At 74.8% G+C, this 18,896-nt stretch carries 20 protein-coding genes; 15 read left to right on the top strand and 5 right to left on the bottom strand.

From position 1 onward, the window contains the following. Nucleotides 1-23 precede the first annotated feature (23 nt). The 10 genes from ACIA8O_RS17870 (at nt 24) to ACIA8O_RS17825 (ending at nt 10,359) form a co-directional block, all read left to right on the top strand. Nucleotides 24-548, top strand: a complete 525-nt coding sequence (locus ACIA8O_RS17870; RefSeq protein WP_396294785.1) for a nucleoside deaminase — start codon at nt 24-26, stop codon at nt 546-548. Next, complete coding sequence (locus tag ACIA8O_RS17865; protein ID WP_396294783.1) at nt 545-1,225, top strand: DsbA family protein; 681 nt, start codon at nt 545-547, stop codon at nt 1,223-1,225. Before ACIA8O_RS17870 ends, ACIA8O_RS17865 begins: the two co-directional genes overlap by 4 nt. Before the next feature lie 52 nt (nt 1,226-1,277). Then, on the top strand, nt 1,278-1,595 hold the full coding sequence (locus ACIA8O_RS17860; RefSeq protein ID WP_396294782.1) for a DMT family transporter: 318 nt from the start codon (nt 1,278-1,280) through the stop codon (nt 1,593-1,595). Between the two features lie 43 nt (nt 1,596-1,638). Continuing rightward, on the top strand, nt 1,639-2,067 hold the full coding sequence (locus tag ACIA8O_RS17855; RefSeq protein WP_396294781.1) for a DMT family transporter: 429 nt from the start codon (nt 1,639-1,641) through the stop codon (nt 2,065-2,067). Nucleotides 2,068-2,247: 180 nt separating this feature from the next. Next, a complete protein-coding gene (locus ACIA8O_RS17850; RefSeq protein ID WP_396294780.1) occupies nt 2,248-3,081 on the top strand; it encodes a hypothetical protein in 834 nt (277 codons plus the stop codon). Nucleotides 3,082-3,137: 56 nt separating this feature from the next. Next, a complete protein-coding gene (locus ACIA8O_RS17845; protein ID WP_396294779.1) occupies nt 3,138-3,845 on the top strand; it encodes a lysophospholipid acyltransferase family protein in 708 nt (235 codons plus the stop codon). A 127-nt stretch (nt 3,846-3,972) separates the two neighbouring features. Beyond that, the gene (locus tag ACIA8O_RS17840; RefSeq protein WP_396294778.1) at nt 3,973-4,308 is read left to right on the top strand and encodes a hypothetical protein; all 336 of its coding nucleotides are present in this window, start codon (nt 3,973-3,975) and stop codon (nt 4,306-4,308) included. 115 nt (nt 4,309-4,423) lie between these two features. After that, nucleotides 4,424-8,458 (top strand): tetratricopeptide repeat protein, encoded by a 4,035-nt coding sequence (locus ACIA8O_RS17835; RefSeq protein WP_396294777.1) that lies wholly within the window; start codon nt 4,424-4,426, stop codon nt 8,456-8,458. A gap of 105 nt (nt 8,459-8,563) precedes the next feature. Continuing rightward, a complete protein-coding gene (locus tag ACIA8O_RS17830; RefSeq protein ID WP_396294775.1) occupies nt 8,564-9,490 on the top strand; it encodes an NADP-dependent oxidoreductase in 927 nt (308 codons plus the stop codon). 122 nt (nt 9,491-9,612) lie between these two features. After that, nucleotides 9,613-10,359, top strand: coding sequence for a class I SAM-dependent methyltransferase (locus ACIA8O_RS17825; protein WP_396294774.1), 747 nt, complete (start codon nt 9,613-9,615; stop codon nt 10,357-10,359). A 33-nt stretch (nt 10,360-10,392) separates the two neighbouring features. Here the strand turns inward: ACIA8O_RS17825 and ACIA8O_RS17820 are convergent, their stop codons facing one another. Both ACIA8O_RS17820 and ACIA8O_RS17815 read right to left on the bottom strand, forming a co-directional pair. Continuing rightward, entirely contained in the window at nt 10,393-11,754 is a 1,362-nt protein-coding gene (locus ACIA8O_RS17820) for a hypothetical protein (protein WP_396294773.1), read from the bottom strand. A gap of 117 nt (nt 11,755-11,871) precedes the next feature. After that, nucleotides 11,872-12,231 carry a winged helix-turn-helix transcriptional regulator gene (locus ACIA8O_RS17815; protein WP_396294771.1) on the bottom strand — a complete coding sequence of 120 codons (360 nt, stop codon included), beginning with the start codon at nt 12,229-12,231 and terminating at the stop codon, nt 11,872-11,874. 67 nt (nt 12,232-12,298) lie between these two features. Between ACIA8O_RS17815 and ACIA8O_RS17810 the strand changes: the two genes are divergently transcribed. Further along, entirely contained in the window at nt 12,299-13,186 is an 888-nt protein-coding gene (locus ACIA8O_RS17810; protein WP_396294770.1) for an NAD(P)-dependent oxidoreductase, read from the top strand. 53 nt (nt 13,187-13,239) lie between these two features. On the opposite strand, the gene ACIA8O_RS17805 is transcribed toward ACIA8O_RS17810, so the two are convergent. Continuing rightward, nucleotides 13,240-13,755, bottom strand: a complete 516-nt coding sequence (locus ACIA8O_RS17805; protein ID WP_396294769.1) for a protein phosphatase — start codon at nt 13,753-13,755, stop codon at nt 13,240-13,242. Between the two features lie 73 nt (nt 13,756-13,828). Between ACIA8O_RS17805 and ACIA8O_RS17800 the strand changes: the two genes are divergently transcribed. Beyond that, the gene (locus tag ACIA8O_RS17800; protein WP_396294768.1) at nt 13,829-14,824 is read left to right on the top strand and encodes a serine hydrolase domain-containing protein; all 996 of its coding nucleotides are present in this window, start codon (nt 13,829-13,831) and stop codon (nt 14,822-14,824) included. Between the two features lie 6 nt (nt 14,825-14,830). Here the strand turns inward: ACIA8O_RS17800 and ACIA8O_RS17795 are convergent, their stop codons facing one another. After that, nucleotides 14,831-15,634 carry a M24 family metallopeptidase gene (locus tag ACIA8O_RS17795; protein ID WP_396294767.1) on the bottom strand — a complete coding sequence of 268 codons (804 nt, stop codon included), beginning with the start codon at nt 15,632-15,634 and terminating at the stop codon, nt 14,831-14,833. A 94-nt stretch (nt 15,635-15,728) separates the two neighbouring features. On the opposite strand from ACIA8O_RS17795, the gene ACIA8O_RS17790 reads away from it, so the two are divergent. Beyond that, nucleotides 15,729-16,376: a TetR/AcrR family transcriptional regulator gene (locus ACIA8O_RS17790; RefSeq protein ID WP_396294766.1), complete on the top strand. Its 648-nt coding sequence runs from the start codon at nt 15,729-15,731 to the stop codon at nt 16,374-16,376. Nucleotides 16,377-16,484: 108 nt separating this feature from the next. Then, nucleotides 16,485-17,156: a signal peptidase I gene (lepB, locus tag ACIA8O_RS17785; RefSeq protein ID WP_396294765.1), complete on the top strand. Its 672-nt coding sequence runs from the start codon at nt 16,485-16,487 to the stop codon at nt 17,154-17,156. 81 nt (nt 17,157-17,237) lie between these two features. Here the strand turns inward: lepB and ACIA8O_RS17780 are convergent, their stop codons facing one another. Continuing rightward, nucleotides 17,238-17,822: a TetR family transcriptional regulator gene (locus tag ACIA8O_RS17780; RefSeq protein WP_396294764.1), complete on the bottom strand. Its 585-nt coding sequence runs from the start codon at nt 17,820-17,822 to the stop codon at nt 17,238-17,240. Nucleotides 17,823-18,038: 216 nt separating this feature from the next. Here ACIA8O_RS17780 and ACIA8O_RS17775 point away from each other — a divergent pair, with 216 nt between their 5' ends. After that, nucleotides 18,039-18,743 carry a cholesterol esterase gene (locus tag ACIA8O_RS17775; RefSeq protein ID WP_396294763.1) on the top strand — a complete coding sequence of 235 codons (705 nt, stop codon included), beginning with the start codon at nt 18,039-18,041 and terminating at the stop codon, nt 18,741-18,743. Nucleotides 18,744-18,896: the final 153 nt, after the last annotated feature.

Genomic DNA, 18,896 nt, shown 5'->3' with positions numbered 1-18,896 from the left:
GACTAGCTCGACCAGGGGGAAGCATGCGTCACTCCGAGATCTCGGAGAGCGAGCTGACCGAGTACGTCCGCGAGGCGGTCCGGATCAGCCGCGAACACGTGGCCAGGGGTGGCATTCCGTTCTCCGGAGTGGTCGTCAACCACGGCCGCATCCTCGGCACCGGCTTCAACCGGGTGCGCGAGGACAACGACCCCACCGCGCACGCCGAGGTGGTCGCCCTGCGCCAGGCCGCCGGCACCTACGGACTGCACGCCACCACCGGGGCCACGCTGATCGCCTCCGGCGAACCGTGCGCCCTCTGCTACATGGCCTCGCTCTACTTCAACGTGTCCCACATCGTGCACGCCGTGGACCGGGTGACCGCCGCGAGGTACGGCTTCGACTACACCGGCTCGTACTCGATCTTCGCGGACGACCCGGAGAGCTGGCCGCTGCGCGTCACCTCGCTGCGGACCCCGGGCGACACCGAGCCCTTCGAGGACTTCCTCAGCCTGGACCGCACCACCATCCGCACCGACCACCGCACCACCGACCGGGAGCGACCGTGAACGAGCAGGGGCACGACCAGGGACACGAGCAGGGGGACGAGAAGGTCCGGATCAAGGTGTGGTCGGACTACGTCTGTCCGTTCTGCATGCTGGCCGAGGGCCCGCTGCACGAGGCCACCCACGACCTCGACGTCGAGATCGAGTGGATGCCCTTCGAGCTGCGGCCCCACCCCACCCCGACGCTGCGCCCCGAGGACGCCTACCTGCCCGCCGTCTGGGCCCGGTCGGTCTACCCGATGGCCCGCCGGATGGGCGTGGACATCACCCTGCCCACCGTCTCCCCGCAGCCCTACACCCGGCTGGCCTTCGAGGGCTACCAGTACGCCGCCGAGCACGGCCGGGCCGCCGAGTACACCCCGCGCCTGCTGCGGGCCTTCTTCCAGGAGAACCGGGACATCGGGCGGACCGAGGTGCTCGCCGACATCGCCACCGAACTCGGCCTGGACGCCGACGGGTTCACCCGGGCGCTGGACGAGGGCACCTACACCGAGACCCACCGGGAGGCGTTGCGGACCGCCGAGGCGTACCGCATCTCCGTCGCCCCCACCCTGATCATCGGCGAGCGCCACCGCATCGAGGGCGTCGCCACGGCGGCCCAGATCCGCAAGGCCGTGCTCGACGTCCAGGCCGAACAGGCCATCACCCGGGGAGCCGCCTGCGGGATCGACGGCTGCTGACCGGCACCCGACCCGCACGGCCCGACTCCCAAGCAGCGAAAGGGGATTTCCCATGCAGTGGCTCTACCTCGCCATCGCCGTCGTCTTCGAGATCGCGGTGGCCATCGCGGCCGGCAAGGCCGAAGGCTTCAAGAACCGCCCGTGGACCGCCGCCACCCTGGTCAGCGGCGCGATCGGCACCTACTTCCTCAGCAAGGCACTGCAGACCTTCAACGTCGGTGTCGGCTACGCCATCTGGACCTCCGTCTCCGGCATCGGCATCACCCTGCTGGGCGCCGCGCTGTTCGGCCAGAAGCTCAGCTGGCAGAAGGCGCTCGGCATCCTCGTCATCATCGCCGGCGTCGTCGGCCTCCAGCTCAGCGGCGTCTGAGCCCCGAGTCACCACTCCGATCCACCAAGAAGGGACCGCGCACATGTCCAACACCAGCTCCACTTCCGGATCGGCCAACTCGTGGCTGATGCTCCTCCTCGCCGGCGCGTTCGAGGTCGGCTACGCACTCTCGGTCGGCGGCAGTGACGGCTTCACCAAGCTCTGGTGGTCGCTGGTCGCGGTGGTGTTCTTCCTGCTGACCCTCTGGGCGCTGAGCGCCGCGCTGCGCACCATCGACGTCAGCATCGGCTACGCCGTCTGGGCGGGCATCGGCTCGGTCGGCGCCGCCCTGCTCGGGCCGGTGGTCTTCGACGAGCACCTCACCGTGGTCCAGGGCGTCTGGCTGGCCGTCATCATCGTCGGCGTGATCTGGCTCAAGCTCGCCGACCGGATGCAGAGCAGCGGCGGCCCGGCGCCCGAGGTCGAGCAGCCGGCCCGGCCGGAGGCCCCGGCCCAGCCGGTGAAGATCTGACGGGCGCTCAACCCCGCAGCGTCCAGGCGGGCCGCTCTCGCGGAGTGCGAGGGCGGCCCGCTGTCGTATGCCCACTCGTGGGGGTGAACGGTTCACCCGGACGGGTGGGCGGCGCCCGGGGGCGCCCGGCGCATCCCCTACGCTCCCCGGTGACCAGGACCGGAAGAGGGGGGAAGCGCCGTGGAGCTGTGGCTGCTGAACGGGTTCGACACGGCGGCGCTGACCCTGGTGGTGGTCGGTGGGATCGTGCTGCTGGCGGTGGCGGGGGCGTTGCTCACCCGGCACCGCTTCCCGCAGACCGTGCAGGGCGAGCACAACGAGATGGTCGGCGTGGTGCTCGGCATGTTCGGCGCGATCTACGGCATCATCCTGGCGTTCGTCATCGTCACCCTCTGGACCCAGCTGGACAGCACCAACACCATCGTCGCCTCCGAGTCCACCGCCGCCGCCTCGCTGGTGCGCAACGTCCGCGCCCTGCCGCCCCAGGAGCAGGAGAAGGTGAACGCCGCGATGAGCGGCTACCTGCACGCGGTGGTGGACGTCCAGTGGCCGCTGATGCGCGAGGGCGAGCCCAACTACGAGTCCACCGCCCGGAGCCTGGACGCGGTCTACGACGCGCTCCAGTCCTACGAGCCGCAGACCGAGACCCAGCAGACCTTCTACGAGCTGGCCGCCGCCAACCTCAACGAGGTGGTCGCCCAGCGCCGGGCCCGGATCACCATGGCCACCCAGCAACTCCCGCTGCTGCTCCAGGTGTTGGTCTTCGGCGGAGCGCTGGTGATCATCCCGCTGACCTTCCTCTACGGGGTCCGCAGCCGGCGGATGCAGCTGCTCTTCGTCGGCACGGTGGCCGCGCTGGTCGGCTTCAGCCTGCTGCTCACCCTGGTGCTCGACCGCCCGTTCTCCGGCGAACTGAGCGTCAGCCCGGCACCGTACAAGGAGGGGGCGCTGGCCCAGTTCTGGTACGGGCCGTCGGGCCCGGGGCCGGGCCCGGGATCGGCGGTTGCCCGCTGAACCGCCGGACGGCGGCTTGCACGGCGGTGTCGCCCGCTCGCGCTACCGTGGGCCGCATGAGCGAACGCAGGGGCCAGCGGAGGGGCGGGCCGTCCCGCGGCGGGGTGCTGACGAGGGCGGCCGGAGCCGTGCTCCCGGCGCTGGGGCGGATCACCGTGAGCGGGGCCGAGCACCTGGCGGACGGCGGAGGCCGGGGCCTCATCCTGACGGCCAACCACACCTCGCTGGCCGACCCGGTGCTGATGCTCGGCGTACTGGACCGGCTGGGCGTCCGCCCGGTGGTGCTGGTCACCGCCGGGCTCTGGCGGGTCCCCGTGCTGGGCCGGGCCCTCACCCGGGAGGGCTACGTCCCGGTCCACCGGGGCACCGCCCGGGCCGGGGACGCCCTGGTCGCCGCCGGGGCCGCGCTCGCGGCCGGGCGCAGCGTACTGCTCTACCCCGAGGGCGGCCTGCCGCACTACCGGGCCTCCGCCGACCGGCCGCCGCGCGCCCTGAAGTCCGGCGCGGTCCGTCTCGCCGAGGCCACCGGCGCCTCCCTGCTCCCGATCGGTCACGCGGGTGCCCGCCGGGTCGCCTCCGGCAGTGCCGCCAAGCAGCTCGCGGGCTGGGCCACCGCCCCGCTCCGCCGCCCCCGGGTCCACGTCCACTTCGGCACCCCGGTCCGCCACGACCAGGACGGCGGGCTGGAGACCGCCCTCGCCGAGGCCTGGAGCTCCGCGGTCCGCGCCCTCGACCCCACCGAGGTTCCCGACCTCTACCGCTGACGGACCGTCACGGGCCCGTCCGGCGGGCCACGGGCACGGAACCGTGACGTTCGGCGGTGCGGTGGCGGGGCGCGCAGTGGGTAGGGACCCGGCGGGGGCCGACGGTGGTGGGGCGAAGGGGGCGGATGTGTCGCGAGGGCGCAGGATCGTGGTCGTCGTGGCGGCGGTGGGGATCGTCTCCACCCCGTTGGTGTGGCTGCTGAACAGCCCTGGTGCGGGTGAGATGACGGGTGCCTCGGTGCAGGCCGCCGTCGGCATCCTCGCCCTGCTCTGGGCGGTGTTCCAGCAGCCGGCCCGCGGCAACGGGCCGAGGGACGAGGCGGTCCGGACCGGCCGGGCCGCGGACGGGGGCAACACCGGCATCAGGCGGCCCGGCGGCCGCGGGCACGGATCGGCCACCGCCAAGGACACCGGCGAGGCCACCGGAGGCGGCGCCAACTCCGGTATCGACCACACGCGTTAGGGCCGCCGCGTCGATGGCGAGGAGATGGCTGCGCCGCCCGCGGAGCGGCGAGCCGCGACCCGCGGTGACGGTGACGGGCACGGGGGACGCCTGGAGTGAGGGCGGTGCCGCCGCGGTGACCGGCTACCGCGGGCCGGCGCCGGAGCCGATGGGCGCGAGCACCCTCCAGGGCCCGGTGCGGGTGGAGAACAGCGGGCACTCGTACGCCGGGCCGGGGGCGATCTCGAACACCGGACTCCTGCACCTGACGCTGCACCTGGGCGGGCCGCGGGAACCGGCCTCCTGGCCGCACCAGGTCGGGGCCGTCCCCGCACGGGCGCAGGCGTTCCAACACCGCGCCACGGCAGACCTGTTGCGCGCGGAGTTGCGGCACGGGGGGACCGTGGTGCTGGGCCAGGTGCTGACCGGGATGGGCGGGGTCGGCAAGACCCAGCTCGCCGCCGACCACGCCCGCACCTCCTGGCGCGAGGGCCGGGTGGACGTGCTGGTGTGGGTGAACGCGAGCAACCGCACCGCAGCGGTGAGCGGACTCGCCCAGGCCGGCGTCGAGCTCTGCCGGGCCGACCCCAACGACGACACCGAGCGGGCCGCCGCCACCTTCCTGGCCTGGCTCGAACCCAAGCGGGGAACCCCGGCGTGCCGGTGGCTGGTGGTGCTGGACGACCTCACCGACCCCGAGGACCTGCGCGGACTGTGGCCGCCCGCCAGCTCCTCGGGGCGGACCGTGGTGACCACCCGCAGCCGTGAGGCCGCCCTGGACCGGCCCGGCGGCCGGGTCCTCGAAGTCGGTCTGTTCACTCCGGCCGAGGCCCTCGCCTACCTGACCGGCGCCCTGGCCGTCCACGGCCGCGCCGAACCCGCCGAGGACCTCGCCGCCCTGGCCCGCGACCTGGGGTACCTGCCGCTGGCCCTCTCCCAGGCCGCCGCCCACATCGCCGACGCCGCCGTCACCACGGCCGCCTACCGGGACCTGCTCGCGGACCGCGCCACCACCCTCGCCGACGCCGCCCCCGACCGCCTGCCCGACGACCAGCGCCACACCACGGCCGCCGCCCTCACCCTCTCCCTCGACCGCGCCGACGCGCTGCGCCCCGTCGGCCTGGCCCGTCCGATGCTCCGGCTCGCCTCGTTCCTCGCCCCCAACGGCATCCCGCACACCGTCCTGACCAGCGCCCCGGCCCTCGCACACCTGACCGGGCACCGTCCTCCTCCCGCTTCGGGCCCCTCGGACGGCGCCCCGGCGCCGGCGCCCGTCACCGCTGCGGAGGCGGTGGCCGCGCTGCGCTCCCTGCACCGGCTCCACCTCGTCGACCACGCGCCCGACACGCCGAACCGGGTCCTGAGGGTCCATCAACTCACCCAGCACGCCGTCCGGGACACCCTCACCCCCGCCCAGCGGTACGCCCTCGCCCGCACGGCCGCCGACGCCTTGGTCGCCGTCTGGCCCGAGACCGAACGCGACACCGACCTGGCCGAGGTGCTGCGCGCCAACGCGACCGCTCTCGCCGCCCACGCCCGGGCCGACCTGTACCGGCCCGAGGTCCACGCCCTGCTGCCCCGCACCGGCCGCAGCCTGGGCGAGTCCGGCCAGCCCGTCGCGGCCCGGGAGCACTTCCGCCACCTGGTGGCCGAGAGCCGGGAGGTCCTCGGCCCGGACCACGCCGACACCCTGACCGCCCGCGCCGACCTCGCCCGCTGGCGGGGCGAGTCGGGAGACGCGGCGGGCGCGGCGGCGGCCTGTGCCGAGCTGTTGTCCGACCGGGTCCGCGTCCTGGGGCCCGACCATCCCGACACCCTGGCCACCGGTGCCCACCTGCCCCACTGGCAGGCGGAGGCGGGCGACGTGGTGGGTGCGGCCGCCGCCATGGCCCGGGTGCTGCCCGAGCTGACCAGGGTGCTGGGCGACGAACACCTCGACACCCTGACCGCCCGTTCCCGCCTCGCCTCCCTGAGGGGGAAGGCGGGGGACGCGGTGGGCGCGGCGCAGGCCCTGGCCGGGCTGCTGCCCGACGCGGTACGGATCCTGGGCCCGGACCACCCGCGGACCCTCGCCGCGCGCAACGACCTCGCCGGCTGGCAGGGGACGGCGGGAGATCCGGAGGGTGCGGTGGCGGCGTGTGCCGCGTTGTTGTCCGACCGGGTCCGCGTCCTGGGGCTCGACCACCCCGACACCTTCGTCACCCGCGCGGACCTGGCCCGTTGGCGGGGCGAGGCGGGTGACGCGGCGGGCGCGGCCGCCGCCTACGCCGAGCTGTTGCCGGACATCCTGCGGGTCCTGGGGCCGGACCACCTCCTCGTGCTCATCGCGCGGCACAACCTCGCCTTCTGGCAGGGGCAGATGGGCGATGTGGCGGGTGCGGCCGCCGCCACCGGCGGCGTGCTGCTCGACATGGTGCGGGTCGTGGGGCCGGACCACCCCTACGCACTCGCCATACGGGAGAACCTCGCGCACTGGCAGGGGGAGTCGGGGGATGCGGCGGGCGCGGCACAGGCCCTGGCCGAGCTGCTGCCCGACCGGATCCGGGTCCAGCGGCCGGACCACCCGGAGACACTGGGCACCCGTCACACGCTGGCCCGTTGGCAGGGCGAGGCGGGCGACGCGGCGGGCGCGGCCGCCGCCTTCGCCGTACTGGTCCTCGAACGTGCCCGGGTGTCCGGTCCGGACCATCCGGCGGTCATGGGCGCCCGTTTCTACCTCGCCCACTGGCGGGGCGAGGCCGGGGACCCCGCGGGTGCCGCCGCCGCCCTCGGCGACGCGCTGTCCGACCACATCAGGGTGTTCGGCCCGGACCACCCGAATGTGCTCGCCTTCCGTTCCCAGCTGGCGCGTTGGCGCGGGGAGGCGGGGGACGCCGCGGGTGCGGCAGCCACCCTCGCCGACCTGCTGTCCGATGTCGTTCGGCTCCGAGGGGCGGACCACGTCGAAGTCCTCACCATCCGCTCCCAGGAGGCTCGTTGGCGGGGCGAGGCGGGGGACGCGGCCGGTGCCGCCGCCGCCCTGACGGATCTGCTGTCCGACGCGCTGCGGGTGCTCGGACCGGATCACCCCCGCACCCGCACCTTCCGGGGCGACCTGGCCCGTTGGCTGGGCGAGGCGGGGGACGCGGCCGGTGCCGCCGCCGCCCATGCGGACCTCCTCCTCGTCACGCTGCGGGTGCTCGGCCCGGACCACGCCGACACCCTGGTCGGTCGCAGCAACCTCGCCTTCTGGCAGGGGAAGGCCGGAGACGCCCGGAGCGCGGTCGCCGCCTTCGAGGAGCTGCTCCCCGACCTGGTACGAGTGCTCGGGCCCGACCACCGCACCACGCTCACCGCCCGCTTCCACCAGTCGAGTTGGCGGGGTGAGGCAGGTGACCCGGCAGGCGCGGCCGCCGGGTTCGCGGAACTGCTGTCCGACATGTCGCGGGTGCTGGGCGCCGAGCATGCCGACACGCTCAATGCCCTGTCCCACCTTGCCAGTTGGCGGGGCAGATCGGATGATGCGGCGGGTGCGGTGGCGGGGTACGCGGAGCTGTTGGCGGGGCGCACCAGGGTCCTGGGGCCCGACCATCCCGACACCCTCGCCGTCCGTAGTCAGCTGGCTCGTTGGCGGGGTGAGTCGGGCGATGCGGCGGGTGCGGTGGCGGGGTACGCGGAGCTGGTGCCGGATCTCATCAGGGTCCTGGGGCCCGACCATCCCGACACCCTCACGACCCGTGCCCTGCTCGCCCGCGGGCGGGGCGAGTCGGGCGACGTGGCGAGTGCGCTGGCCGGGTATACGGAGCTACTGCCCGACCGGATCCGGGTGCAGGGGCCGGACCATCCCGACACCCTCGTCACCCGGCACAACCTGGCTCTCTGGCAGGGCGAGTCGGGTGACGCGGCGGGTGCGGCGGACGCGCTCGCCGCGCTGCTGCCCGACGTGCTGCGGGTCTTGGGACCGGACCACCACGACGCCCTCGTCGCCAGGCACAGCCTCGCGCGGTGGCGGGGTGAGGCCGGCGACGTGCACGGGGCGGTGGTCCTCCTCGCCGAGCTGCGGCCCGACGTGGTGCGGCTCCTCGGCCCGAAGCACCCCGACACCCTCGTCGTCCGTGCCAGCCTCACCCAGTGGAGCTCGGAGATGGTGCGCGCCTGGCTCCGGCGGTGGCGGTGGGGCGGGCGGCGGTAGGCGGCAATTGCTTGACAGCCTCAACTATTCAGGTCTACGGTCGACCAAGTACTTGAGGAGCTGAAACATCGAGCTCCTCAAATCTTTATGCACAGGAGTGTCACCATGAAGGCCATCACCTACCGCGTCTACGGCGGAGCCGACGTCCTCGAGTACGGCGAGGTCCCGATGCCGAAGCTGGGCCCGGACGCCGTGCTCGTCAAGGTCCGCGCGGCCTCGGTGAACCCGGTGGACTGGAAGATCCAGGCCGGCTACCTCGACGGGGTGCTGGACGCGGTCTTCCCGGTCATCCCGGGCTGGGACGTGGCCGGTGTGGTGGAGCAGGTGGGCGTGGGCGTGACCGAGTTCGCCGTCGGCGACGAGGTGATGGGGTACGTCCGGGAGGACATGGTCGGCCGCGGGACCTTCGCGGAGTACGTGGCCGCGCCGGTCCGCACCCTGGCCCGCAAGCCCGCCGCGCTGAGCTTCGAGCAGGCGGCCGGCCTGCCGCTCGCCGGGCTCACCGCGCACCAGGCGCTGACGCAGGCGCTGGCCGTCCGGGAGGGCGAGACCGTCCTGGTGCACGCGGCCGCCGGCGGGGTCGGCTCGCTCGCCGTGCAGATCGCCGTCGCCCTCGGCGCCAAGGTGATCGGCACCGCGAGCGAGCGCAACCACGACTTCCTGCGCGGGCTCGGCGCCGAGCCGGTCGCCTACGGCGAGGGCCTGGCCGAGCGGGTCCGCGCGCTCGCCCCGGAGGGCGTGGACGCCGTGCTCGACCTGGTCGGCGGCGACGCCCTCACCGTCTCCCCGGCGCTGCTCGCCGAGGGCGGCCGGCTGGCCTCCATCGCCGACGGCGCGGTGCTCGGCCTCGGTGGCCGGTACGTCTTCGTCCGCCCCGACACGGCCGGGCTCACCGAGCTCGCCGACCTGGCCGACAAGGGCCTGCTCACCGTCGAGGTGGCCGCCACCTTCCCGCTGGAGCGCACCGCCGAGGCCCAGCGGCTGAACGCCGAGGGCCACACCCGCGGCAAGATCGTGGTCACCGTCGCCTGACCGTGTGCGGGCCGGGGCCCGTACCGCCCGTGAGGCGGTGCGGGCCCTTCGGCGATCCCAAGCTCCCTGCCGTGCAAGGCAATTCACTTGGGCGGGGCCGGTCCGCCGGTGATACTGGCGCGATGCCTTCCGAGTTCTCCGAGTTCTCCGACGCCGACGCGGCCGCGCTCTACGACCGGCTGAACCCCTGGGACCCGCAGCTGTGGCCGGGCGACGCCTTCTACGACGCCCTGGTGGCGGCCGCCCCCTCCGTCCTGGACGTCGGCTGCGGCACCGGCCAGATGCTCCACCGGGCCCGCGAACGCGGCCACACCGGACGGCTCGCCGGGATCGACCCCGACCCGGCCGCGCTGGCCCGGGCGCGCCGCCGCACCGACGTCGAGTGGGTCGAGGGCACGGCGGCCCGGGCCGCCTGGGACGGTGAGTTCGAACTCGCCACCATGACCGGCCACGCCTTCCAGTGCCTGGTCACCGACGAGGAGGTGGCCGCCTCCCTGACCGCCGTCCGGACCGCCCTGCGCCCCGGCGGCCGCTTCGTCTTCGAGACCCGCCACCCCCGGGCCCGCGCCTGGGAGGCCTGGAACCCCGCCAACGCCTCCGAGGTCACCACCGCCACCGGCCGCACCCTGCGGGTCGAGCACCACGTCGAGTCCGTCACCGGCGACGTGGTCACCTTCACCGAGACCACCACCGAGGCGGGAGCGGTCGTCCGCACAGACCGCTCCCGCCTCCGCTTCCTCGACGTCCCGGCCCTCGACGCCTTCCTCGCCTCGGCCGGCCTCCTGGTCGAGGCCCGCTACGGCGACTGGCACCACGGCCCGCTCGCCCCCGGCAGCCGGGAGATCGTCACCGTCGCCCGCCGCCCGTAGCCCGGCGGGCCCCGGAGAAGGGCCGGAGCCGGGTCAGAGCCCTGCGTCGGCGAGGAGCCGCCCGACCGCCGCGGCCGGGAGCCGGGGAGCCCGGGCGGCGGCTGCGGCGGTGCTGCGGTCCGGGTGGTCGAGGAGCTCCACCAGGACGTCCACCGGGAGGCCGGGGTGGCCGGCCGCGACGAGTCGGACGTTGCGGTCCTCGTCCCGGGCCAGCGCGGTGAGCAGCTCGACCGGCAGGTCCGGGTCACGGGCGGCCCGGCGGCGGATCCACGGGTCCTCGTCGGTGGCGAAGCGGCGCAGTGTCCCGACGGGGAAGTCGGCGTGGTCGGCCGGTCGGCCGCGGAACTTGCCCCGGGCGGGGTGGCGACGCTCCAGGCGCTCGGCGGTTCCGGGGTCGATGCCGTAGGAGGCGGCGGCCAGCCGGACGTGCGGGACGGGGTCGTCGAGGAGGCGGGCCCGCTGATCCGGCGTCAGATGATCGCTCAGGGCCGCGCTGTGGCGGAAGCACACATAGGGGGAGTCCAGGCCGAGCTGCGGTTCCTCCAGGAGCCAGGGCAGCAGGTGGAGATTCAGGTCGGCCAGGGCCAGTTCGTGGTAGACCGCGAGTTCGGCCTGCTCGTCGGTGAGGTTCTCGTCGGCGAGTGCCCGCGCACCGGCCTCCAGCCAGGCGTGGATCGAGGCCCGCAGGTCCTCCGGGCTGTCGCGGCGCAGCAGGACCGCGAGGCGGACCAACGGTGACGGGTCCTCGGCCAGCCGTGCCAGGACCGCCTCCGGCAGGTCGGCGCGGGCAGCGAGCTTCTCGCGGACGCGCTCGTCGGGATCCTCGGCCAGCGCGGTGGCCAGCTCCGGGGTGAGGTCCAGGTGCGGTACCACACCGGCCCGGGTGAGCGGGTCGTCGAGCAGGGCCCGGTGCAGATCGGCCGGAGGGACGGGGTGGGGCAGCCGCGGGTAGTACACGGCGCAGGCCGCCGCCCGCACCGCGCCGTCGGGATCGGTGAGCAAGGTCCGGCGGACGGCTTCGGGCGCCTCCACCCACCACTGGGCCAGGGCCGTCCGGACCGTGGCGTCGGGATCGGTGGCCAGCCGTGCGCGGACCTCCGGAGGGGCGCCGGAGGAAGCGGCGAGGTCGGCCCTGACCTCGGGGGCGGGGTCGGTGACGAACCGCGCGTACAGCTCGGGCGTACGCCCGTCCTCCGAGCGTAGTAGACCGGTGCGGACGAAGGCGCTCCGGTGGCCGGCCAGCCGGTGCCGGACGACCGTCGGGAGGTTCGGGTTCTTGGCCAGGTGCCGGGCGGTGTCCTCGTCCCGGGACCTCAGCAGGCGGCGGACGGCCCACTCGGGGAGCGCGGGGTTCTCGGCGAGGGCGTACAGGACTTCGGGCGGGCGGGTGCGCACACTGATCTCCGAACAGGGGTCTCCGAACCGGGGCCGGGAGTACCCACTTATTTGTGCGTACTGGGCAGGGGCGGGCCGGGCGCGCAGACTTGTGGGCAGAGGGGAGATGACGGGAGGTCAGGAGGCCGGTCGTTCGGCCCGTTCGGCCGCCAGCAGGTCGAGGCGCTCGTGGCCCAGGTCGGAGACCGGGCCGAGGGCCACGGAGAGGCGGCGGCCGAAGTCGGTCAGGGAGTAGACCGTCTTCAGTGGCAGCACGTCGTGCACCTCGCGGTGCACCAGGCCGTCGGAGGCCATCTCGCGCAGCGCCTGGGTGAGGACCTTCTCGCTCAGGCCGGGCAGCCGTCGGCGGAGTTCGGCGGGGCGGTGCGGGCCGGACTCCAGCAGCCAGAGCAGGGACGTCTTCCACTTGCCGTCGATCACGGCGATCGCGGCGGTGACCCCGCACACGCTCGGGTCCACGGCCTGACTGCGCGTCATCTCTTCCCCCGGGAGTCCTCGTTCAGGGTTCCTCGTTGTCCACCACCATGTCTACAGGAGACCCCGTATGTCCACCAACCACACCTTCCCCACCGTCACCGTGCTGGGCCTGGGCCCGATGGGCCGCGCCCTGGCCTCCGCCTTCCTGGCGGCGGGCGTGCGCACCACCGTGTGGAACCGCACCCCGGGCCGGGACGCCGAGCTGGTCGCGGCCGGGGCGGTGAGCGCCGCGACGGCCGAAGAGGCGGTGGCGGCCAGCGAGTTGACCGTCGTGTGCGTGGTCAACTACGACGCCTCGGACGCGCTGCTGCGCCGCCCGGAGGTCGAGGCCGCGCTCAAGGGCCGCACCCTGGTCAACCTCACCGCCGACTCCCCGGACCGGGCCCGTGACACCGGCGCCTGGGCGGCGGAGCACGGCATCGACTACCTGGACGGCGCCATCATGACCCCGGCCCCGAGCATCGGCGGCCCGGAGGCGGTCTTCATCCACAGCGGGCCGGCCGCCCTGTACGAGAAGTACGCGCCGGTGCTGGCGGTGCTCGGCGGCACCCACACCCACCTCGGCGAGTCCATCGGCCGGGCGGCCGGCTTCGACATCGCGCTGCTGGACATCTTCTGGACCGCGATGGCCGGTTACGTGCACGCGCTGGCGCTGGCCAAGGCCGAGGGGATCAGCGGGCGGGAGCTGGCGCCGTTCGCCCAGGGCATCGGGGCCATCCTGCCGCCGCTGTTCGCGGAGTTCGCCGAGGACTTCGACGACCGCACCTACTCGGGCGCGATCAACCCGCTCACCTCCGGGGTCTCGACGATGGCGCACGTGGTGCACACCGCCGAGGCGCACGGCATCGACTCCTCGGTGATGCGTGCCGCCGAGGGGCTGACCCGCCGCACCATCGCGCTCGGGCACGGGGCGGACGGCGTCAGCCGGCTCGCCGAGGTGCTCGGCCGGCGCTGACCGCCGTTGCGGTGACCACCGTTGCGCTGAGCGCCCGTGCGGCGGGCGGGAGTTCAGGCGATGGCGTCGAGTTCGCTGAGGAGTGCGGACACCCCGAGGCCGGTCGTGAGGTACTGCACGAACACCTCGTTGTGCAGTGCCCAGGGCGACCGCCGCCGCCGGATCAGGTCGACCGCGTCGGGCACCCGGTGGCCCAGATCCACCAGGGCCTGCGCGGTGATCAGGCCCGAACGGTTGTAGCCGGAGTGGCACCGCACCAGCACGGTGCCGCCGCTCCGGACGGCCCGGGCCACCGATCCCGCGATCCGCTCCGCCGTCCGCAGCTGAGCGCCCGTCAGCGGGCCGTCCGGCATCGGTACGACCAGGTGTTCCACTCCGGCGGCCGGGCCGTGCCCCGGCGCGCTGTACAGGCTCACCACCAGGTCGAACTCGGTTCCGACCACCGCCAGTTGCAACTCGCCGGTCCGGCTATCGTGCCAGACGTGCCCGCCCATCCAGAGGCCCGGAACGATCTCGTTCCACGGCTGCTCCGGCCCCGGCACGTCCCGGTCCCTCTGCCTCGTCCGCATCGTCCGCACCCCTCCTGTCCGCCCCAACGGGGGAGCCGGCACGGGAGTTCCGGGGTGTGGTTAGGGTGGCGGCATGGCGGATGATCTCGGCGCGCTGGCGCAGCGGACGGCGGACGGACTGGCTCGGGAGCGGGTGGGCGTGGTGGTCGCCGCGCTGGCCGGTGGTGAGGTGGAGGTCCGGGCCGCCGGGGCGGTCGGGGTCGACGACGTCTTCGAGATCGGCTCGGTGACCAAGGTGTTCACCGCGTTGGCGCTGGCCGCGCTGGTGGTGGACGGTGAGGTCGGGCTGGACCAGCCGCTGGCCGAACTCCTCCCGGAGGCAGGCCATCTGGTCAAGGACGGCAAGGCGGTGACGCTCGGTCAGCTGGCCCAGCACACCTCCGGCCTGCCACGGCTGCCGCACGGGATGCTGCTGCGCGCGCTGCTGCGCCCGTCCGCGCCCGACCCGTACGCAGGGCTGACCGAACCGGTCCTGCTCGGCACCCTGGCCAGGACCAGGCTGGGCGCGGTGCCGGGCGTGCGCCACCGCTACTCCAACCTCGGGGCCGGGCTGCTCGGGCTGGCCCTGGCCCGGCACGCCGGCACCGACTACGAGGGCCTGCTGGCCCGGCGGGTCACCGGGCCGCTCGGCCTGCCCGGCGTGCGGGTGGCCGCCGGGCGCCCGCAGGTCCAGGGCCACGACCGCCGGCGCCGTCCGGTCGCGGCCTGGCACCTGGCGGCGCTGGCCGGGGCGGGCGCCCTGCACGCCACCGCCGGGGAGCTGGCGGCCTTCCTGCGGGCCCAACTGGAGCCGGAGGAGAGCGGGTTGGCCGAGGCGATCGCCCTGACCCGGAGCGTCCGGCACCCGGTGAACCCCTTCGCCTGGGCCCATCTCGGCTGGATCGGGCAGCAGTTGCACGCCAAGCAGGGCGGGGCGGTGGAGCTCTGGCACAACGGCGGCACCGGTGGCTTCTCCTCCTTCGCCGGCCTCGCCCCCGAGCGCGGTACCGGCGTCGTGGTGCTCAGCAGCACCCAGCGCTCGGTGGACGGCCCGGCCTTCGCCCTGCTGCGCGAACTCCCGTCCTCCTGAGGGGAGTCAGCGGGCCGGGGCGAGCACGTGCGGGAGGTCGTCGTCGAGCCAGCAGGCGGAGTCCTCGGTGACGACGAGGAGTTCCTCGAAGGCGACCCCGACGCCGCGGAAGGTGACCCGGGGGGTGACGGCCCACAGGCCCGGGGGGAGGGGGCGGGTGTCGGGGAGGTGCTGGGGGTGCTCGGGGCGGGAGAGGGCGGGGGAGAGGGCCGAGCGGGCGATGACGCCGCCCGGCAGGTCGTGGTCGGGGCGGCCGTAGCCGTGGCGGGCGGCGAGGGCGTCGACGGCCCGGCGGATGCGGAACAGCGGGTTGCCCAGCCGGACTTCGCGCAGGACGAGGTCGCGGTAGGCGGGTAGGTCGGCCCGGAGGACGTCCCAGACGGGGTTGCCGCCGAAGCGTCCGGCGAGGGCGATGCCGATGGTGCAGCCCTGGGCGGTGACGACGCCGTCGAGCAGGTAGGGCGTGCCGTCCCGCAGGACCTCCGGCTCGCGCAGGAGGGAGAGCAGCCGCCCCCCGGTGCCCGTCAGGCCGCCGCCCGTCGGCCCGTCGGCGGTCCGCCGCCCGAACCGGGCCCGCGGCCGCCGGACGGAGCCGCCCAGCCCGGCCGCCCGCAGGGACTGCCGCAGCCACTCGGCCGCGTCGCCCTCCCGCATGCCCGCGCGCAGCTGCGCGGCGGCCCGTTCGGCCACCCGGTAGGCGAGTTGCTGCAGGTCGCGGTAGCGGTCGAGGTCGGACTCCTCGTACGGGAGCGCCGGCCGGCGGGCGCGGACCGGGGCCGTGCCGGGCGACCGGAGGGGGCTGCTGGGCATGGCGGATACCTCGCCTCGCGGGTCGGCCGGACGGACCTTGTTGAGTAGTACTCAAAAGTAGCCACGTGCGGGGGGAAGTCAATAGGATGCGCACGTGCATCCCCCACCCCGCGCCGGACGGCGGCTCTCGGCGGACCAACGCCGCCGCCAGATCCTGGACTCTGCCCGGGAGTTGGTGCACGCCGACGGGCTGGAGACGCTGTCGGTGGAGTCCGCGGCCCGTTCGGCGGGGGTCTCGCCCGGGCTGCTGTTCCACTACTTCGGCTCCCAGCGCGGGTTCCGGTCGGCCGTGGTGCAGCTGGTGGCGGAGGAGCTGCTCGGCCAGGTCGCGCCGGATCCGACGCTCAGCGGGGCCGAGCAACTGCGCGGCGGCATCGAGACGTTCATCGCCTTCGTCCGGCGCCACCCCACGCTCTACCTGGCGGTGGTCCGGCAGGTGGAGCGCGGCGGCACGGGCACCATGGCGACGCTCCACCGGGACCTGCGGGCCCGGTTCGCGGAGTGGATCCTGGCCGCCCTGGTCGCGGCGGGGACGCCTCGGACGCCCGCCGTCACCGCCACCGTGCACGGCTGGTTGGCGTACATGGAGGAGCTGTTGGTCGGCTGGCTGGACGGGGCGGAGCTGACCGCGGCCCAGCTCGCCGACCTGTGCGAGCGCAGCGCGTACCAGCTGGTCTCGGTGGCCGTCGACGACCCGGACCGCTGGCGGGCGGTTCGCGACGCCCTCGACCGCCGGCCCTGAACACGGGGCCGCCCGGGTCTTCCGCAACGGGCGCCCGCCCGGCTACCGTCCCACACCGGCGAGTCGCACCCGCACCGTCAACCGGCCCTCTCCCCTCAGGAGCGCCCGATGCCGACTGCCCAGCCCGCCACGGACGTTGCCGTCGGCGCCGAGCCCGCACGCCCGCGCGGCCGCACCGCCCGGGTGCTGTCCGGCCTGCTGGCGGGACTGCTCGTGCTGTGCGTCTTGGCCGCCGTGGCGGTGGCCGCGCTCGCGGTGCGGGTGGACGGGTCCAGCATGCGGCCCACGCTCGCCGACGGGCAGCGGCTGCTGACCGTGCCCGGCACCGACGGGGCGTCGGTGCGGCGGCTGGACGTGGTGCTGCTGAAGCGCCCCGGGCGGGACGAGGTGATCGTCAAGCGGGTGATCGGCCTGCCCGGTGACCGGGTGGAGATCGTCTCGACGCCGCAGGAGCCGTTCGCCGTGCTGGTGCAGCCGGGCGGCAGCGGCCCGTGGTTCCGGGCCGACCTCCCCGCCTGGCGGGACCAGGCGCACCGGACCGTCAGCTGCTGCACGCCGGAGGGCGGCAGGACGGCGGCCCCGACCGCGCAGACCGTCCCGCCGGGCCGGCTGTTCTTCCTCGGCGACAACCCGGACGGCTCGGAGGACTCGCGCGCCTTCGGCTGGGGCGACCTGGCCACCGTCTCCGGCCGGGTCGGCCTGCGGGTCTGGCCCCCGGCGGCGTTCGGGACGGTCGACGCCGCGCCGACCCTCACCGAGGTCCCGGCGCCGACGGGCTGACGCCGGGTCAGCCACCGGCCTGCGGGCCTGCGGGCCTGCTGGTCCGCCGGTCCGGCGGCCTGCCGTTCCGCCGGTCCGGCCTCAGGCGCGGGCGACCCGGACGAAGACCTCGGCGATCCGGCGGGCGGAGGCGGCGGGGTCGCCCGCGCCCTGGACGATGTGACTGGCGGTCAGCCGGACGGCGGAGTCGACGGCGAGCTCGCGGGAGTCGGCGTCGATCTCCGGCCAGGCGGCGGCGGCGTAGCCGTCGAGCATCGCGGTGGCGGTGGTGAAGGCCGACTCGGCACGGGTGGTGAGGTAGGAGAGCAGGCCGTCCTCGCCGTCCCGGGTGGCGGTGAGCATGGCCTTGACCAGCGGGTTGCGCCCAGCGAGCCGGAGGGTGAAGAGCGCGGCGGCCTCGGCCGCGGCCCGCGGGTCCGCGGGGTGCTCGTCGAGCTGCTGCTCGATGCCGGTGAGGCAGAGCTCGAGCTCGCGGCGGAAGAGCGCCTCGCCGAGCGCGTCCTTGGAGCCGAACTCGTTGTAGACGGTCTGCCGGCTGACTCCCGCGACGGCGGCGACCTGGGTCATCCGCAGCCGGTCGAAGCCGTCGGCGGCGACCAGGTCCCGGGCGGTGTCGAGCAGCCGGTCCCGCAGCAGTGACCTGACGGTCTCCCTGATCCATGCCATCCGCCGACTATAGCCACGCCCCAGGTCAGGTGAGCGGACACCGTACCGACTGCTGCCGACTCTCTTGACACCTACTCACCTCCTGCTTACTTTCTGGACACGCAGCCGAAATATGTAAAGCGCTCCGGGGGTGTCGGGATGGGCGCTCCCGGGGCCGGCCGCGTCTCAGGTACCCGCGCAACCCCTCAGCCGCGCGGGACGACGGATGGAGACCCCATGCAGGAAGAATCCAGAGGCGTCACGCGCTGGCGCAGATCCGCGCTGATCGCGGTGCCGGCCACGGCCACCATCGCGGCGATGACGCTGGCGATGGTCCAGGGCGTGCTGGCCGCGAACCTCTCGCTCACCAGCGTTCCGTTCACCCTGTCCTCGAACACCGTCGCGGCCTCCAAGGGCCTCGGCGCGGTCCTGACCACCGTGACCGCCGGCAGCCCCACCGCCGCGGCCGAGGTCGGTCTGCCCAAGGCGGGGCTGGACGGGATCTGCATCCACGCCGTCCAGTCGGTCAACCTGCCGGTCGTCGGCACGGTCGGCACCTGGTCGCTGAACATCTCCTCGCCGGCCGCGGCCACCCCCCTCACCACCGCCCAACTCGCCGCCGGGCAGGGCATCCAGGCGAACAACCTGATCCTGGACGCCCAGTCGGTGAAGGGCGCCACCGCGACCCTCAACGCCACCGCCGCCACCCCGAACCAGATCGGTGCGGCGGCCGACAGCGCCAACATCAAGGGCACCGGCATCACCGACGGCACCGCCGGCCAGTTCGGCCTGGACGCCACCGGCGGCCAGACCGACATCCTCGGCCTCAAGGCCAACGCCAACGGCGCCACCATCGGCGGCGCCATCACCCTGCCGAACCTGGCGATCAACCTGGCCAACGGGGACACCGCCGGGAAGGGCGCGGGCGGCGGCGACTGCTGACGGACCCCCGGTCCGGCAGTACCGCCCGCACCCGGGGTGGGGGGGCCGGGCCCGGCCGGGGCCCCCCCCCCCCCCCCCCCCCCCCCCCCCCACAACAACGCCCCCCCCCCCCCCCACCCCCCCCACCCCCCCCCCCCCACACCCCCCCCCCAC

The organism is Kitasatospora sp. NPDC051853, from assembly GCF_044452665.1.
GTDB lineage: Bacteria > Actinomycetota > Actinomycetes > Streptomycetales > Streptomycetaceae > Kitasatospora.
Note: the sequence above shows the minus strand (reverse complement) of the source record. Positions and strands in the feature narration are given on the sequence as shown.

What these genes read in the sequence shown, in the direction of transcription:
- ACIA8O_RS17870 (WP_396294785.1), top strand. Translation starts at nt 24, where the DNA reads ATGCGTCACTCCGAGATCTCGGAGAGCGAGCTGACCGAGTACGTCCGC.
- ACIA8O_RS17860 (WP_396294782.1), top strand. Translation starts at nt 1,278, where the DNA reads ATGCAGTGGCTCTACCTCGCCATCGCCGTCGTCTTCGAGATCGCGGTG.
- ACIA8O_RS17855 (WP_396294781.1), top strand. Translation starts at nt 1,639, where the DNA reads ATGTCCAACACCAGCTCCACTTCCGGATCGGCCAACTCGTGGCTGATG.
- ACIA8O_RS17845 (WP_396294779.1), top strand. Translation starts at nt 3,138, where the DNA reads ATGAGCGAACGCAGGGGCCAGCGGAGGGGCGGGCCGTCCCGCGGCGGG.
- ACIA8O_RS17830 (WP_396294775.1), top strand. Translation starts at nt 8,564, where the DNA reads ATGAAGGCCATCACCTACCGCGTCTACGGCGGAGCCGACGTCCTCGAG.
- ACIA8O_RS17825 (WP_396294774.1), top strand. Translation starts at nt 9,613, where the DNA reads ATGCCTTCCGAGTTCTCCGAGTTCTCCGACGCCGACGCGGCCGCGCTC.
- ACIA8O_RS17815 (WP_396294771.1), bottom strand. Translation starts at nt 12,231, where the DNA reads ATGACGCGCAGTCAGGCCGTGGACCCGAGCGTGTGCGGGGTCACCGCC.
- ACIA8O_RS17810 (WP_396294770.1), top strand. Translation starts at nt 12,299, where the DNA reads ATGTCCACCAACCACACCTTCCCCACCGTCACCGTGCTGGGCCTGGGC.
- ACIA8O_RS17805 (WP_396294769.1), bottom strand. Translation starts at nt 13,755, where the DNA reads ATGCGGACGAGGCAGAGGGACCGGGACGTGCCGGGGCCGGAGCAGCCG.
- ACIA8O_RS17800 (WP_396294768.1), top strand. Translation starts at nt 13,829, where the DNA reads ATGGCGGATGATCTCGGCGCGCTGGCGCAGCGGACGGCGGACGGACTG.
- ACIA8O_RS17795 (WP_396294767.1), bottom strand. Translation starts at nt 15,634, where the DNA reads ATGCCCAGCAGCCCCCTCCGGTCGCCCGGCACGGCCCCGGTCCGCGCC.
- lepB (WP_396294765.1), top strand. Translation starts at nt 16,485, where the DNA reads ATGCCGACTGCCCAGCCCGCCACGGACGTTGCCGTCGGCGCCGAGCCC.
- ACIA8O_RS17780 (WP_396294764.1), bottom strand. Translation starts at nt 17,822, where the DNA reads ATGGCATGGATCAGGGAGACCGTCAGGTCACTGCTGCGGGACCGGCTG.
- ACIA8O_RS17775 (WP_396294763.1), top strand. Translation starts at nt 18,039, where the DNA reads ATGCAGGAAGAATCCAGAGGCGTCACGCGCTGGCGCAGATCCGCGCTG.